Genomic DNA, 14550 nt, shown 5'->3' with positions numbered 1-14550 from the left:
TTGACAACGATGGCGCGCCTCCGTCAACATTTGTATCGATCGGTACTTAAGTGATTCTTTCGTCCACCCAGCTCAGGAACTTCTTATTGTGAACGCTTCCCTTTCTGTCTCGGCTGCGGCCGAGCCTGACCGTTTACCCATCGGCGCATTACTGGCTTTGGCGATGACGGGCTTTATTTGCATCATTACCGAAACCCTGCCAGCAGGCCTGTTGCCACAAATCAGTGAAGGCCTGGAGATTTCCTCGTCGTTGGCCGGCCAGATGGTCACGGCCTACGCGTTGGGTTCAGTGCTGGCAGTGATCCCGTTGACAATTGCGACGCAAGGCTGGCGCCGACGCAATGTGCTGTTGCTGACCATTGTCGGCTTTCTGCTGTTCAACTCGATCACCGCGTTGTCATCCCACTATGGCGTGATATTGGTGGCTAGATTCTTCGCCGGGATGGCCGCGGGCCTTGCGTGGAGCCTGTTGGCCGGGTATGCGCGGCGCATGGTCGCGCCAGAGCAACAGGGCAGGGCGTTGGCGGTGGCCATGGTCGGTACGCCGATTGCGCTGTCCCTTGGCGTTCCGCTTGGTACCTGGCTGGGCGGTATCGTCGGCTGGCGCACTGCGTTCAGTATCATTTCGGGCATGACGTTGCTGCTGATTGTCTGGGTGCTGGCCAAGGTGCCGGACTACCCCGGGCAGGCCGCCCACCAACGCTTGCCCTTACGCAAAGTGCTTATAACCCCAGGCGTGCGTCCGGTATTGGCGGTGGTGATTACCTGGATGCTGGCCCATAACATCCTCTATACCTATATCGCGCCATTTGTGGCGCCTGCCGGGCTGCTGGACCGAGTGGACCTGGTGCTGCTGGTGTTTGGCGTCGCGGCATTGAGCGGGATCTGGATCACCTCCAGATTGGTCGAACCGCTGCTGCGCAGGACCGTATTGGTCAGCCTGGCGATGTTTGCTGCGACTTGCCTGGTATTTGGCCTGCTGGCGCAGCTGCCGCAAGTGATTTACCTCGGCGTGGCGGTGTGGGGTTTGAGCTTCGGCGGTGCCGCTACTTTGCTGCAGACGGCCTTGGCAGATGCCGCTGGTGATGGTGCAGATGTGGCGCTGTCTCTGAACGTGGTGGCCTGGAACAGCGCGATTGCCTGCAGTGGCGTGGTGGGTGGCCTGTTGCTGGATACCTGGGGCGTGGCCTCGTTCCCATGGGCGATGCTGGTGTTGCTGGCGATGAGCTTAGTCATTGCCTGGGGAGCACGAGCCCACGGTTTCAGGCCGGGCCGACGAGCAGTCGGCAAGGCTGCTGTCGCGACACATTGAGCGTTTTCAGGGTTGCAGTTGTTTCACTTCAGGCCGGCGTATCTCTCCCAGCGAATCACGCTGCATCGACTGCAGGTTTTTCTCGATGGTTTCGCAGATGGTTTCCATCTGGATCTGGTGTTCACTGGAGCGAAACGGACTTTGCAGATCGGTGCCGATGCGCTCGATGGCCAGCAGCATAAAACCCACCACCGTCGAGGCCAGCGGAGTGAACCAGCCCAGGGACTCCACCAAGCCTACCGGCACGATCAGGCAGAACAGTGAAATGAACAGTCGTGGAAAATACACATAGGGATAAGGCAGCGGTGTGTTGGCGATCCGCTCCATGCCGCCCTGGCTGTTGGACAGGTCCACCAGGGTCGACTCCAGCCGCGCCAGGCGAATGCTGTCCAGGCGCCCGGCCTTGTACTCCCTGGCCAGCAGCGCTGCGGAGCCGGTGAGAATGTCGTTGGCAAAGTTATTGGTGGCGCCGCTACGCGCGAACTCATCGCCGGGAATGAACGCTTGTACTTCCACCGGGCACGGTTCGCCCCGCAGGTGCGCCGCCAGGCAATTCACATACGCCACATGGCGGCGCAGCAAGGTCGATTTGATCGGATTGACCTCGTGGCCCGGGTCATCCAGCAGCGTCAGTACCTGGCGGGCAAAGCTGCGAGAGTTATTGACCATCGCGCCCCATAGCGTGCGCGCTTCCCACCAGCGGTTGTAGGCACTGCTGTTGCGAAAACTGATCAGCACCACCAGCGCCGAACCCAGCAGTGTGAGGGGCATCAGCGGCAGGCTGATCTTGGTGTTGAGGAACAACATGAACTCCACAGTGACCGCAATATCCCAGAGCAACAGCCAGAACAGGGCCCAACCGACATAGCCCATGGTCTTGATAATCAGTCGGTACTTTTTGATGATGGCAGCTTTCAAACGGAAACCTCGCGGCGAGCGTTGGGCATCAGTGCCTTAGCTCGGACGGTGTTGCCGGACAAAGGTTCGCCGGGAAGTTACAACCAATGATCACAGGACCTGAAACGATTCAGGCTGAGCGGGCGCATACTCTGTAGTTGGTCAACGCTGACCGCGCCTCGCCTCCAGAATTCTCGGCCCCGGGCCATCCAGGCCAAGCGTGTCGTCGGGGTTGCGCAGGGGACAATCGTTGAGTGACAGGCAGCCGCAGCCAATGCAGTTATCCAGACTGTCGCGCAAGGCTTCCAGGGTTCTGATGCGCAGGTTGAGGCTTTCTCGCCAGGCTGATGACATCTCTCTCCACTGGGCGGCCGTCAGTTTGCTGTTGGGCGGGTAGCGGCCCAGCGCGTTCTTGATTTCTGCAAGTGGGATACCGGTACGCTGGGCCACCTTGATAATCGCGATGCTGCGCAGCACCAAGGCAGGGAAACGCCGTTGATTGCCGGCATTGCGGGTGCTGGCGATCAAGCCCTTTGACTCGTAGAAATGCAGGGTGGAGACCGTCACCCCACTGCGTTTGGCGACCTCACCGATGGTGAGTGATCGCATGCCATCAATGGTCTTTTCGGCTGTCATGGGGATTAACCTCAATATAGGTTGAGGTCTTATAGTCCCGCCCGATCTTTCCGGCAACTGCTTTGCGTCGCCGGTCTTTCAATCGATTTTGCGCCGGTACTTTACCCAGGGGGCCTCACCCAGCATCATGCGCCGCCAACAGTGCTGCACATCTGTACCGAAAAGGACCTGCAGTTGAACGAACATACATTGTCCATGCGCCTGGAGCAGGTGGCGGCGCATGTGCCAGCCGGTGCGCGACTGGCCGATATCGGCTCGGACCACGGTTACCTGCCGGTTGCGCTGATGCGCCGCGGTGCCATCGCGGCGGCGGTGGCCGGCGAAGCGGCCTTGACGCCGTTCCATGCGGCCGAGCGTACCGTGCGCGAGAATGGCCAGGATCGGCACGTCAGTGTGCGCCTGGCCGATGGCCTGGCAGCGATCGAGTCGGCGGACGGAATAACAGTGATCAGTATCTGCGGCATGGGTGGAGAGACCATCCGCGATATCCTCGAACGAGGCAAGGCGCGCCTGAGTGGCCACGAGCGCCTGATTCTGCAGCCCAACGGCGGCGAACAGCCGCTGCGACAGTGGCTGATGGAGAACGGTTACCCTATCTGCTGCGAGCAACTGCTGCGGGAAAACCGTTTCGACTACGAAATCATCGTCGCCGAACGCGGCGAGCCAGTGACCTACACCGCCGAGCAACTGTACTTCGGCCCACTGCACATGCAGGCCCGAAGCCCTGCATTCCTGGCCAAGTGGCAACGTATGCTGCGCCATAAGCAGCGGACCCTGAATGATTTTGCGCGAGCGCGCCAAGCAGTGCCCGTGGAGAAGGTGCAGGATATCGCTCGCCAGGTACGTTGGATCACCGAGCTGCTGGCGTGAGGCCAAGCCCAAGTGGCCCCGGCAAATGAGATATCATTCAAGCGTTTACCCGTTGAGTACAAACCATGAATCGCCGTAAAAAAATAAAGCAGTTGCTCAAGGCCCACGCCAAAAAGGCCAGTGCCAAATTGGCACCGGCCAGCAAGAATAGCTATGTGAGTAAAGCCGACCGATTGAAGCTGGCCGCCCAGGCCAGTGAAGATTCAACCACTTCTTCTGAAGAAACGGTTTCAGACCACGTTTAAATGCAATCAGGCAGAGGCCGCTTATTAAAGCCGACTGTGGCTATCTGCAACGCCTCCAACCAGATCAAGCTCGACGAGCCATCAATAACATCGACGCCGCAGCCGCCAACAGTCCAGCGCAGCAGCGGTTGAAGAGTCGTTTGCCACGGGGCTGGGCGAACCAGCGTCGCATGTGCAGGCCAATGTAGGCATAGATGCCGATGGCTATCCATTCCAGCATCAGGAACAGCAGTCCGAGCAGCGCAAACTGCGGGGCGACCTCCAGCGATGGGTCAACGAATTGCGGCAGGAATGCAGTAAAAATCAGGATCGCTTTAGGATTGCCCGCAGCAACCAGGAACTCCTGGCGTGCCAGCGTGAGGAGGCCGGTGGTTGCGGTTGTCGATTCATCTTGTGCCTGGGGCGCCGCGTTCCACAACTGATAGGCCAGGTAGAACAGATACGCCGCGCCAACAATCTTGATCCCGTAGAACACCAACTCTGAGGTTTGCAGCACCACTGCGAGCCCGGCCGAAGCCAATGCAATCATCGCTGTGAACGCCAGCAGGCGGCCGATACCCGCCAAACACGCAGTGCGGTATCCATAACGGGTCGCATTGCTGATCGACAGGAGGTTGTTGGGGCCTGGTGCCATATTCAGGGCAAAGCAGGCGGGAAGAAATAACGCCAGGGTCGATAGGTTCATGGAAATATCCATCGCTGTTTCGCGCCCAAGTGCAAGGCACTGAGTATATTGTCGGCTCACCGGGTTGCAGAGAGATTAGTCTGTTTTTTCAAGGCTGGACTGAGCATCCTTTGCGCGCTCAATCGCCGCAGTGATCGCGGCGCGGGCCTGGGGGCTGTTTTTCCAGCAAGTCGAACCGACGGCGGCTGAAGCCTGAGCCAATATATCGCTCACATTCGCTTGGCTGAGCAGTTCCAGAGAGTCTATGCCCATCTGTTCGAGGCGCCTGATAACGGTCGGCCCTACGCCTTTGAGTGCCAGCAAGGCACGTTGTTCTTCCAATGAAAATGGCATCGCTAAATTCCCTTTATTGAACGATGAGGTTTCTCACATCCGTGTCTTCAAGACAAGCCCCGACGGTGACAGGCAACCCAAGTCCCCCTTTAATCGCTTTACCGGTCTACCATGTGCTCCCCGGCGGCGTTGCAAGCGCTACCGACCTCCATCCTCCAAGGTAACGCCAATGACCTCGCTAGCCCGTACTGCCCGATTTCTTCTCTTGTCCGAGGTAGCACAATGAGCATCGATCAGATCAGCCTGCCCAAAGGCGTTGGTCCGCATGCCGCCAAGCTGATGGATGCTATCACCGGTGCTGACACGAAAGAGGACCTGAACCGCGCCGGCGGCAAGGCCGAAGGTTTTGTATTGGGCCTGGAAAGCACCAAGGCCATCAAAAGCCAGGTCGCCGAATCGCTGTATGTGGCGTATGACGACGCGGCGAGCCATCGGTTGAGCGAGTTGAAAGGCTAGGCGCCCGGCACGCGGTTTATCGCTGAGCCCATCGCGCACCACGCGGTGTACTCGGACAATGATGCCGCGGTACCCCTGTACCAGAAATTCGGCTTTGAAGTTGAAGGAACGCTGCGCAGATATGCCGTTCGTGATGGTGTGTTTGTAGGCGCACTTACCATGGCTCGCTTACGTTAAGCTTTAACTTGAATATGGAACGCTTGCTACATGCTTACACTGCCGAGAGGAGAAACCCAGGGAACCAAGGTGAGTCCTCGATGGCCATCCTCTAACGTGCTGCTGGTTCGTGGGTACGAAAACAAAGGCAGTCATCTTGGGTTCTTTAGAACACTGTCGCGGTGGACGGCTCACATATAGACGTTTCCATTTTAGGAGGAGTGTCGGGGGAGGGGCGATTTCTGTCGGTCAACACAGGCTATTCTGCCGATTCACAAGTCCTTTGCAACTGACACCAGTCCATCAAAGGCTGGGTTCGGAGCTTACGAGATAATTGATGTTTCCCGACCATTACAAATGAGAACTGCAGTGGTTTCATTGGCCTCTTGCTCAAGCTCGATCTGTGCTCTTTTGAGATAGCGTCGAATTCGAGAATCACGCGTTTGAACGGTTCGAAAACCATCAAGCACCAAGGACACTACAACGGACAAAGATGCGATAGCCCAGACATAAACCAAGCCTTCTGCCGACCAAGCTTGAGTTTTTTGAATATAGGCGCTGAAAAGACTTACAAGCAACGAGATCAAAATTACCGTAGTAAAATGCTGATTGATCATAAAGGGTTTAGGTGGAGAGATGAGGGTTTCGGAGTAGTCCACAATTGCTTTCAGCTTCGCTGGTGCATAACCCGCCTGCTTGATTTCCTGTAGAAAAATAGCATAGGCCAGGAAGTCGATTCGCTCTGACCACGGCTGATTGGATATATCGTACTGCTCGTACTCTACAGGGTAGTATTTTGCTAACCGTGACTCCATCGACTTGAAAAACACCAGCATGGAAATGGCAACGCCCGTTAGGCATACTATTGGCCAGAGGGGGTTTTGAAATACGTAGAGGGTGGACGATATTGCAATAATTGCCAGCGATGTTGCCAGCGCCGGCATGATATCTCGCTTACGGCCCTTTGCTTTTAATCGTTGATAGCTGAATACACGATTACTGTCGATATAGATGTTTTTTATCTGACACCAGTGCTTATGCATATCGTTATTCCTTCAGGCAGCAAGTATAGGCCGTTCACCTCGGTGTTTCAGATAATCTATATCGCTCCAAGGGTTGAATAGTCAATCGTTGGCAGCTAGACCTGCGAGTTCCCTGACCAGCCGTTTTAGGCCTGCCGACCGGCCTCAGGCGACGTATGAGTACCAGAGCTGCGGCGGCTCCCTTCCGAGCACCGTTCAATGGCAGAATCCTTTTATCTGAATCGTTTTGGAGAACATCATGCTTGGCGCCTTTGAACGCAGGCTCGACCCCTTTCCCCCTGACGAGGCGCCACCTCCACCCGACGGCCTGGGCCGGTTCCTGTGGGCCTGCACGCGGGGTGCCCGCGGTTACATCCTGGCGCTTGCACTGCTCAGTGCCGCTGTGTCGATTTACGAAGCCTGGCTGTTTTCCTTCCTCGGACAAGTCGTGGACCTGCTCTCGACCTGGCAGGCCGGCGGTGAGGCAGCGGCCCAGGAAAGTCGAGTGCTGTGGGGCATGGGTATCGTCATGGTAACCAGCGTCGGGCTGGTGGCATTGCGCACTATGGTCCAGCACCAGATAGTGGCCATCAACTTGCCGTTGCGGCTGCGCTGGGATTTCCATCGCCTGATGCTGCGGCAAAGCCTTGCATTTTTTTCCGATGAATTTTCCGGCCGAGTCACGACCAAGGTGATGCAGACTGCGTTGGCCGTGCGCGACGTGCTGTTTACCCTTATCGAGATCGTGCCCGGGATCGGGGTTTATTTCATCGCGATCATTGCATTGGCCGGCGGCTTCGCCCTCAAGCTGATGCTGCCATTCGTTGCCTGGGCCGTGTTGTTCGGGCTGGCCATGTGGTACTTCGTGCCCCGCCTTGGGAAAGTTGGGCAGGAACAGGCCAATGCGCGATCGATGATGACCGGGCGTATCTCCGACGCCTACACCAACATCACCACAGTGAAGCTGTTCTCCCACTCCAATCGTGAAGCGCATTTCGCGCGAGCGGCGATGGAGGACTTCAAGCAGACCGGCTTTCGGCAGATGCGCCTGGTCAGCCAGTTCGAGATCGTCAACCAGGCGTTGGTGGTGGGGTTGATCATGGCGGCAGGTGGTTATGCCCTGTGGCTCTGGCATCAAGGAGATGTCGGCGCCGGTGCCGTGGCGGCTATCACCGCCATGGCATTACGTATCAATGGCATGTCGAACTGGATCATGTGGCAAATGACCTCGCTGTTCGAGAGCATCGGCACCGTTCAGGATGGCATGGCGACGCTGACACTGGGTACCAAGGTCCAGGACGCGCCAGATGCGGGCGTGTTGGTGACGTCCGGCGGCGCGGTAACCTTCGATAATGTGCGCTTCAACTACAACGGCGAACGACAAGTGCTCGATGGGCTCAGCCTGAGCATCCGCCCGGGCGAGAAAATCGGCCTGGTCGGCCGTTCGGGTGCCGGTAAATCCACGCTGATCAATCTGCTGCTGCGTTTCTATGACATCGACAGTGGAGAGATTCGCATCGATGGGCAAAACATCGCACACGTGACGCAAGACAGCCTGCGCGGTGCTATTGGCATGGTCACTCAGGACACCTCGCTGCTGCACCGCTCCATCCGCGACAACATCGCCTACGGCCGCCCCGATGCAACCGACGCGCAAATTCGCGGCGCCGCGGCCAGCGCCCAGGCCGACGAATTCATCCGGCAACTGAGCGATCGTCAGGGCCATGCCGGTTACGACACCCTGGTGGGGGAGCGCGGCATCAAGCTGTCGGGTGGCCAGCGCCAACGCGTCGCGATTGCCCGCGTGATACTCAAGAACGCCCCGATCCTGCTTCTTGACGAAGCCACCAGCGCGCTGGATTCGGAAGTCGAAGTCGCCATCCAGGAAAGCCTCGATAAAATGATGCAGGGCAAGACTGTGATCGCCATCGCCCATCGACTGTCAACCATTGCCGCCATGGAGCGACTCATTGTCATGGATGAAGGACGCATCGTTGAACAGGGCACCCATTCTCAATTGCTCGAAAAGAACGGGGTCTATGCGCGGCTGTGGCAGCATCAAAGCGGCGGGTTTCTGGGGGAGGGCAATGGAGTGCTCGAAACTATGGATCAGGTGTGACTGCGTCGCGCTTATGACTGAGCGTTGGGTTCGAAAAATTTTACTTGGCTGGTCATCACATGGTCGAGCAGGCGCCGGTCGAATTGGCCCGCGCACTTAAGACATTCTTCAGCGAGGGCTGAGCGGTGCGACGGGCCAAAGGCGCGCGGTAGAGGCTATACTGGTCTCACCTTTTCAGTCTGATCCTCCTCGTGATCGCACAGCCCACCAGGCAGAGCACATGAAACCCTCGATACTCACCGCGGCGCTGCTCTGTCTGTTGCTTGGCACTGCCGCCAGGGCCGAGCAGTACCGGGTAGTCACTGAAGAGTGGGCGCCGTATAACTATCAAGAGAACAACCAGCTTACCGGCATGGCCACGGAAGTTGTCCGGGGCATCATGGCGTTGACCGGGGATGACTTTGCAATGGTGCTGCTACCCAGCATGCGTAGCCTCCATGTGCTCGATACCCGGACCAAAACCATCATGTATACCCTGTTCCGTACGGCAGAGCGCGAAGCGTTATACAAATGGGTCGGGCCGATCGTGGAAGAGTCGATTTATCCCTATCAACTCGCCAGTACACGCCAACCGGTGAATACCCTGGAGCAACTACTGCATGCTCCACGGGTCACTACCCGACATGCAGGCCTGATACCCGAGACCCTGCAGTCGCAGGGCTTCGGTAACCTTGAAAAAAGCGCAACCGAAAGTGTGCAGCTCTATCGCATGCTGCTGGCCGGACGCACCGACATCATCGTCGGTGACACCGCTGCCGGTGTGGCTTACTACAGCCGCCAGCTAAAGATCGCCCCCGGCACGCTGCGCCAGATTCCCGTCGAACTCTATCGCTCATCGTTGTACATCGCCTTCAGCCCCGACAGTGACGACAGACTGGTAGCCAACTGGGCCAATGCCCTGGAGCAACTGCGCCACTCGGGCGAGCTCAAGCGCATCCAGGATCGGTACAGTCGCCCCGTCGGCTTATAAGCGCGCGGAGCAAGCGTGGTCAGAACCGCCGTGATGGTCTACACCCAGCCCTCTAGGCGCATGGTCGCGCGCACCAGGCGTTGCTCTTCCAGTTCGATCTCCTTGAGATTGTCGCGGATGCTGTGAATATGCTCGCGTGCAGCGCGTTGGGCCTGTTCTGGCATGCGCGCGATGACCGCGTGATAGAGCCGGGCGTGCTGGCGGTCAATCTGGCGTTTTTGCAGTGGGCGGTGGTAGAGGTTGTTGACCGAGGCGAATACCGTGGTAAGCATCAGTTCGGTCAACGACTGCAGGGTGTGTAGCAACACTGGATTGTGCGAGGCCTCGCAGACTGCTAGGTGAAAGGCGTGGTCCAGGCGGGCATGCTCGCGTGGCTCGATCGGCACTGCCTGGCTATGAGCGGCGAGCATTTCCTCGTAGCGGCGCTTCAATAGGACGAAGTCGGTGTCTGTGCCGCGCAAGGCGGCCAGGCGGGCGGATTCGGCCTCCAGCAGCGCGCGCACCTCCAGCAGGTCATACAGGGTGCGCGGCTGCGAATTGAACAAGTGCATCAGCGGGCTGGCATCGCGGGTTCCGTTCAGCGTGGCAACCCGTGAGTCACGGCCGTGGGCGGTCTCGATGATGCCGCGCCCGCGCAATACCTTCAGCCCTTCACGCAGCGCCGAGCGGGATATCCCCAGTTTTTCGCACAACCGGCGCTCCGAAGGCAGTGCCTGGCCGACCTTGAGCACACCGTCGACGATCAGCCGCTCAATCCGTTCGGCAACGACATCACTGACCTGGCGGCGAATGCCAGACTTCTCTTCGAGCATATTGAGTACCTCGTACAACTGGTAGTACCAGTTCTGACTGGGCGATCACGCACCTTCCAATATAGCTATCAATACCTTTGCCTGTGGGGCTTTGGCTGCGATTGGCGGGGCGTTGCCTTGAAATAACTGGTCATACCAGCTTGCAAGGGAATAGACGGCGCATAGGCAAGGCTCTACACATAGCGCATAACAAGTGGACCGGCTCGCTACCGGTACTGCACAAAACAACATCAAGCGAGAAAGCCTGCCATGAGTATTCTGTACGACGAGCGTGTCGACGGTGCGCTGCCCAAGGTCGATAAGACAGCCCTGCTGGCTGAACTGCGCGAGCAGCTTCCGGACCTGGAAGTGCTGCATACCCGGGAAGATCTCAAACCCTACGAGTGCGACGGGCTTTCGGCCTACACCACCACGCCGATGCTGGTCGTATTGCCTGAGCGCATCGAGCAGGTCGAGCAGCTGCTCAGACTCTGCCATCAGCGCAATGTGCCGGTAGTAGCACGTGGGGCCGGAACGGGGTTGTCAGGGGGCGCGTTGCCGTTGGTCCAAGGCATCTTGCTGGTTATGGCGCGCTTCAAGCACATTCTTGAGGTCAATCCAGAGGGGCGCTTTGCCCGCGTCCAGCCAGGCGTCCGCAACATGGCCATCTCCCAGGCGGCGGCGCCTTACGACTTGTATTACGCACCCGATCCATCCTCGCAGATCGCTTGTTCGATCGGCGGTAACGTCGCCGAGAATGCCGGGGGCGTGCACTGCCTTAAGTATGGGCTGACCGTGCACAACCTGTTCAAGGTAGACATTCTCAGCGTCGAAGGAGAGCGCATGACGCTGGGCAGTGATGCCCTGGATTCACCCGGCTTCGACCTGCTTGCCTTGTTCACCGGTTCCGAAGGCATGCTGGGGATCATCACCGAAGTCACGGTCAAGCTGCTGCCCAAGCCCCAGGTGGCCAAGGTGCTGCTGGCCAGTTTTGACTCAGTGGAAAAAGCCGGGCGCGCGGTGGGTGAAATCATCGCGGCCGGTATCATCCCCGGCGGCCTGGAGATGATGGACAACCTGGCCATTCGCGCCGCTGAAGATTTTATTCACGCCGGCTATCCGGTGGACGCCGAGGCTATCCTGCTGTGCGAACTGGACGGTGTGGAAGCGGACGTGCATGACGAGTGCGAGCGCGTACGCGCGGTGCTGGACAACGCCGGCGCCACCGAAGTGCGCATGGCTCGCGATGAGGTTGAACGCGTCAAGTTCTGGGCCGGACGCAAGAATGCCTTCCCTGCGGTCGGGCGTATTTCGCCGGATTACTACTGCATGGACGGCACCATCCCGCGACGGGAATTGCCCGGCGTGCTCAGGGGCATCCGAGAGCTGTCAGAGGAATTCGGCCTGCGGGTGGCCAACGTGTTCCATGCCGGTGACGGCAACATGCACCCGCTGATCCTGTTTGATGCCAACCAGCCTGGCGAGCTTGTGCGCGCCGAGTCTTTGGGCGGCAAGATTCTCGAGCTGTGCGTCAAGGTCGGCGGCAGCATCACCGGCGAACATGGCGTGGGGCGCGAGAAGATCAATCAAATGTGTGCTCAGTTCAACAGCGACGAGCTGACCTTGTTCCACGCAGTCAAAGCAGCCTTCGATCCGAAGGGGTTGCTTAACCCCGGCAAAAACATTCCGACCCTGCACCGCTGTGCCGAATTCGGCGCCATGCACGTGCACCACGGCCAGTTGCCCTTTCCTGAACTGGAGCGTTTCTGATGGTTATGCAGCATGACTGCGACGCCAGTGCGGCGCTGCTGGAACAAGTCAATCACGCCCTTAACAGCTCACGTGCGTTGCGTATTCAGGGGGGCAACAGCAAGGCGTTTCTTGGTCGCAAGGTCGAGGGCGAAGTGCTCGACACCCGTGCCCATCGTGGCATCGTCAGCTACGACCCCACCGAGCTGGTCATTACCGCCCGCGCCGGCACGCCGCTGGCCGAGCTGGACGCAGCGCTGGACGCGGCAGGGCAGATGCTCACCTGCGAACCTGCGCTATTGGATGGCGCCGCGACCCTTGGCGGAATGGTCGCGGCAGGTCTTTCGGGCCCGCGCCGTCCCTGGTCCGGCGCGGTTCGCGACCTGGTCCTAGGCACTCGCTTGATCACCGGCACGGGCAAGCATCTGCGTTTTGGTGGCGAGGTGATGAAGAACGTTGCCGGCTACGACCTGTCGCGTCTGTTGGCCGGCAGCCTTGGCTGCCTGGGAGTCATCACCGAGGTGTCGCTTAAAGTACTGCCCAAGCCGCGCCAATGCCTCAGCTTGCGCCTGGAGATGGACACCGCCCTGGCCCTGCGCAAACTCGCCGAGTGGGGCCAGCAGCCCATTCCGTTGAGTGCCGCCAGCCATGACGGCCTGGCTTTGCACGTGCGTCTGGAAGGCGGGGAGGGCTCGGTGGCAGCCGCCCGCGAACGCCTCGGTGGCGAGCTGCTTGAGAACACATATTGGGCTGACCTGCGTGAGCAGCGTCTGGATTTTTTTGCGGGCTCGCCGCCGTTGTGGCGATTGTCAGTGCCGACCAACACCGGCGTCCTGGCGTTGCCCGGTGAGCAATTGATCGACTGGGGAGGCGCCCAGCGCTGGCTGAAATCCGAAGCCGATGCCGCACTGATCCGCCAGATCGCCGCCGAAGTCGGGGGCCACGCTACCTGCTTCACGGCTGGCCATTGCGATAGTCCATTCCATCCGCTGGCTGCGCCGTTGCTGCGTTATCACCGGCAGTTGAAAACCCGGCTCGACCCCCAGGGCGTTTTCAACCCTGGTCGCATGTATTGTGAGGTGTAGCCGTGCAGACCAATCTGAGTGAACAGGCCAAACAGCTACCGCGCGCCGAGGAAGCCGAACGCATTTTGCGCAGCTGTGTGCATTGCGGCTTCTGCAACGCGACTTGCCCGACCTACCAACTTATTGGCGACGAACTGGACGGCCCGCGTGGGCGTATCTACCTGATCAAGCAAGTGCTGGAGGGCAATGAAGTCACGGCCAAGACCCAACTGCACCTGGATCGCTGCCTGAGCTGCCGCAACTGTGAAACCACCTGCCCCTCGGGCGTGCAATATCACAATCTGCTGGATATCGGCCGCGCCGTGGTCGATGCTGCCGTACCGCGCCCGCTGGCTCAACGCGTATTGCGTGAAAGCCTGCGGGCGGTAGTGCCGAATGCTGCTTTGTTCAAGGGCTTGACCCTGGCGGGCCAGGTTTTCCGCCCACTGTTGCCGGCCAGTCTCAAGGCCAAGTTACCGCGCGCCCCGGTTACCTCCAAGCCACGGCCACAGCCACGTCATCCTCGTCGCGTGTTGATGCTTGAGGGCTGCGTGCAGCCCGGCCTGGCGCCCAACACCAATGCCGCCACGGCGCGAGTGCTCGATCGCCTCGGCATCAGCGTCACGCCGATCAATGAGGCCGGTTGTTGCGGTGCGGTGGACTATCACCTCAACGCCCAGGAGCAAGGCCTGCAACGTGCGCGGCAGAATATCGACGCCTGGTGGCCCGCCATTGAGCAAGGCGCCGAGGCGATAGTGCAAACCGCCAGCGGTTGCGGCGCCTTCGTCAAGGAGTACGGGAACCTGTTGGCGCAAGACCCGGCGTATGCCGAGAAAGCCAGGCGCGTCAGTACGCTGGCCAGGGATCTGGTCGAGGTGTTCGGCGCCGAACCCTTGGAGCAGCTCGCTGTGCGCGCCGACAAGCGCCTGGCTTTCCATTGCCCATGCACCCTGCAGCATGCACAAAAGCTTGGCGGCGCGGTGGAAAGCGTGCTCGCACGCCTCGGTTTTGGCCTGACGGCCGTGCCCGACAGCCACCTGTGTTGTGGTTCGTCCGGGACCTATTCGTTGACTCAGCCAGCGCTGTCCAGGCAGTTGCGCGACAACAAGCTCAACGCCCTTGAAAGCGGTAAACCGCAGGTGATTGTCACCGCCAACATCGGCTGCCAGACCCATCTCGACGGCGCCGGTCGCACCCCCGTGCGGCACTGGATCGAACTCGTTGAAGAAGCCCTGAACTAACCCG

At 59.3% G+C, this 14550-nt stretch carries 15 protein-coding genes and 1 pseudogene; 10 read left to right on the top strand and 6 right to left on the bottom strand.

The annotated features are described in order from the left end of the window. The first annotated feature begins 163 nt into the window (after nucleotides 1-163). Nucleotides 164-1312 (top strand): MFS transporter, encoded by a 1149-nt coding sequence (locus OQ460_RS15945; protein ID WP_410022028.1) that lies wholly within the window; start codon nucleotides 164-166, stop codon nucleotides 1310-1312. A 6-nt stretch (nucleotides 1313-1318) separates the two neighbouring features. Here OQ460_RS15945 and OQ460_RS15940 read toward each other — a convergent pair whose 3' ends face one another. Together OQ460_RS15940 and soxR are read right to left on the bottom strand one after the other, a co-directional pair. Continuing rightward, complete coding sequence (locus OQ460_RS15940; RefSeq protein ID WP_410018382.1) at nucleotides 1319-2230, bottom strand: bestrophin family protein; 912 nt, start codon at nucleotides 2228-2230, stop codon at nucleotides 1319-1321. Nucleotides 2231-2371: 141 nt separating this feature from the next. Next, complete coding sequence (gene soxR / locus OQ460_RS15935; RefSeq protein WP_410018381.1) at nucleotides 2372-2845, bottom strand: redox-sensitive transcriptional activator SoxR; 474 nt, start codon at nucleotides 2843-2845, stop codon at nucleotides 2372-2374. Between the two features lie 174 nt (nucleotides 2846-3019). On the opposite strand from soxR, the gene OQ460_RS15930 reads away from it, so the two are divergent. Beyond that, nucleotides 3020-3715: a tRNA (adenine(22)-N(1))-methyltransferase gene (locus OQ460_RS15930; protein WP_410018380.1), complete on the top strand. Its 696-nt coding sequence runs from the start codon at nucleotides 3020-3022 to the stop codon at nucleotides 3713-3715. Nucleotides 3716-3780: 65 nt separating this feature from the next. After that, on the top strand, nucleotides 3781-3960 hold the full coding sequence (locus tag OQ460_RS15925; protein ID WP_410018379.1) for a DUF2986 domain-containing protein: 180 nt from the start codon (nucleotides 3781-3783) through the stop codon (nucleotides 3958-3960). A 64-nt stretch (nucleotides 3961-4024) separates the two neighbouring features. On the opposite strand, the gene OQ460_RS15920 is transcribed toward OQ460_RS15925, so the two are convergent. After that, a complete protein-coding gene (locus tag OQ460_RS15920; RefSeq protein ID WP_410018378.1) occupies nucleotides 4025-4645 on the bottom strand; it encodes a LysE family translocator in 621 nt (206 codons plus the stop codon). A gap of 75 nt (nucleotides 4646-4720) precedes the next feature. Continuing rightward, complete coding sequence (locus OQ460_RS15915) at nucleotides 4721-4978, bottom strand: helix-hairpin-helix domain-containing protein (RefSeq protein WP_410018377.1); 258 nt, start codon at nucleotides 4976-4978, stop codon at nucleotides 4721-4723. A 222-nt stretch (nucleotides 4979-5200) separates the two neighbouring features. Here OQ460_RS15915 and OQ460_RS15910 point away from each other — a divergent pair, with 222 nt between their 5' ends. Then, nucleotides 5201-5434, top strand: a complete 234-nt coding sequence (locus OQ460_RS15910) for a hypothetical protein (RefSeq protein ID WP_410018376.1) — start codon at nucleotides 5201-5203, stop codon at nucleotides 5432-5434. A 45-nt stretch (nucleotides 5435-5479) separates the two neighbouring features. Then, nucleotides 5480-5611: pseudogene (locus OQ460_RS15905) on the top strand (GNAT family N-acetyltransferase); the annotation flags it as partial. A 302-nt stretch (nucleotides 5612-5913) separates the two neighbouring features. Here the strand turns inward: OQ460_RS15905 and OQ460_RS15900 are convergent. Next, the gene (locus tag OQ460_RS15900) at nucleotides 5914-6633 is read right to left on the bottom strand and encodes a hypothetical protein (protein WP_410018375.1); all 720 of its coding nucleotides are present in this window, start codon (nucleotides 6631-6633) and stop codon (nucleotides 5914-5916) included. A 238-nt stretch (nucleotides 6634-6871) separates the two neighbouring features. Here OQ460_RS15900 and OQ460_RS15895 point away from each other — a divergent pair, with 238 nt between their 5' ends. Next, nucleotides 6872-8731: an ABC transporter ATP-binding protein gene (locus tag OQ460_RS15895; RefSeq protein WP_410018374.1), complete on the top strand. Its 1860-nt coding sequence runs from the start codon at nucleotides 6872-6874 to the stop codon at nucleotides 8729-8731. A 220-nt stretch (nucleotides 8732-8951) separates the two neighbouring features. After that, nucleotides 8952-9701, top strand: coding sequence for a substrate-binding periplasmic protein (locus tag OQ460_RS15890; RefSeq protein ID WP_410018373.1), 750 nt, complete (start codon nucleotides 8952-8954; stop codon nucleotides 9699-9701). Nucleotides 9702-9739: 38 nt separating this feature from the next. Here the strand turns inward: OQ460_RS15890 and glcC are convergent, their stop codons facing one another. Next, nucleotides 9740-10513, bottom strand: coding sequence for a transcriptional regulator GlcC (gene glcC / locus OQ460_RS15885; RefSeq protein ID WP_410018372.1), 774 nt, complete (start codon nucleotides 10511-10513; stop codon nucleotides 9740-9742). A 249-nt stretch (nucleotides 10514-10762) separates the two neighbouring features. On the opposite strand from glcC, the gene glcD reads away from it, so the two are divergent. Genes glcD through glcF form a run of 3 tightly spaced genes read left to right on the top strand, consistent with a single transcriptional unit; the run spans nucleotide 10763 to nucleotide 14546 of the window. After that, nucleotides 10763-12262, top strand: coding sequence for a glycolate oxidase subunit GlcD (gene glcD / locus OQ460_RS15880; protein ID WP_410018371.1), 1500 nt, complete (start codon nucleotides 10763-10765; stop codon nucleotides 12260-12262). A gap of 5 nt (nucleotides 12263-12267) precedes the next feature. Beyond that, the gene (glcE, locus tag OQ460_RS15875; RefSeq protein ID WP_410022027.1) at nucleotides 12268-13326 is read left to right on the top strand and encodes a glycolate oxidase subunit GlcE; all 1059 of its coding nucleotides are present in this window, start codon (nucleotides 12268-12270) and stop codon (nucleotides 13324-13326) included. Nucleotides 13327-13328: 2 nt separating this feature from the next. Beyond that, the gene (gene glcF / locus OQ460_RS15870) at nucleotides 13329-14546 is read left to right on the top strand and encodes a glycolate oxidase subunit GlcF (RefSeq protein WP_410018370.1); all 1218 of its coding nucleotides are present in this window, start codon (nucleotides 13329-13331) and stop codon (nucleotides 14544-14546) included. Nucleotides 14547-14550 lie beyond the last annotated feature (4 nt).

It is taken from the genome of Pseudomonas imrae, from assembly GCF_046352735.2.
GTDB lineage: Bacteria > Pseudomonadota > Gammaproteobacteria > Pseudomonadales > Pseudomonadaceae > Aquipseudomonas > Aquipseudomonas imrae.
Note: the sequence above shows the minus strand (reverse complement) of the source record. Positions and strands in the feature narration are given on the sequence as shown.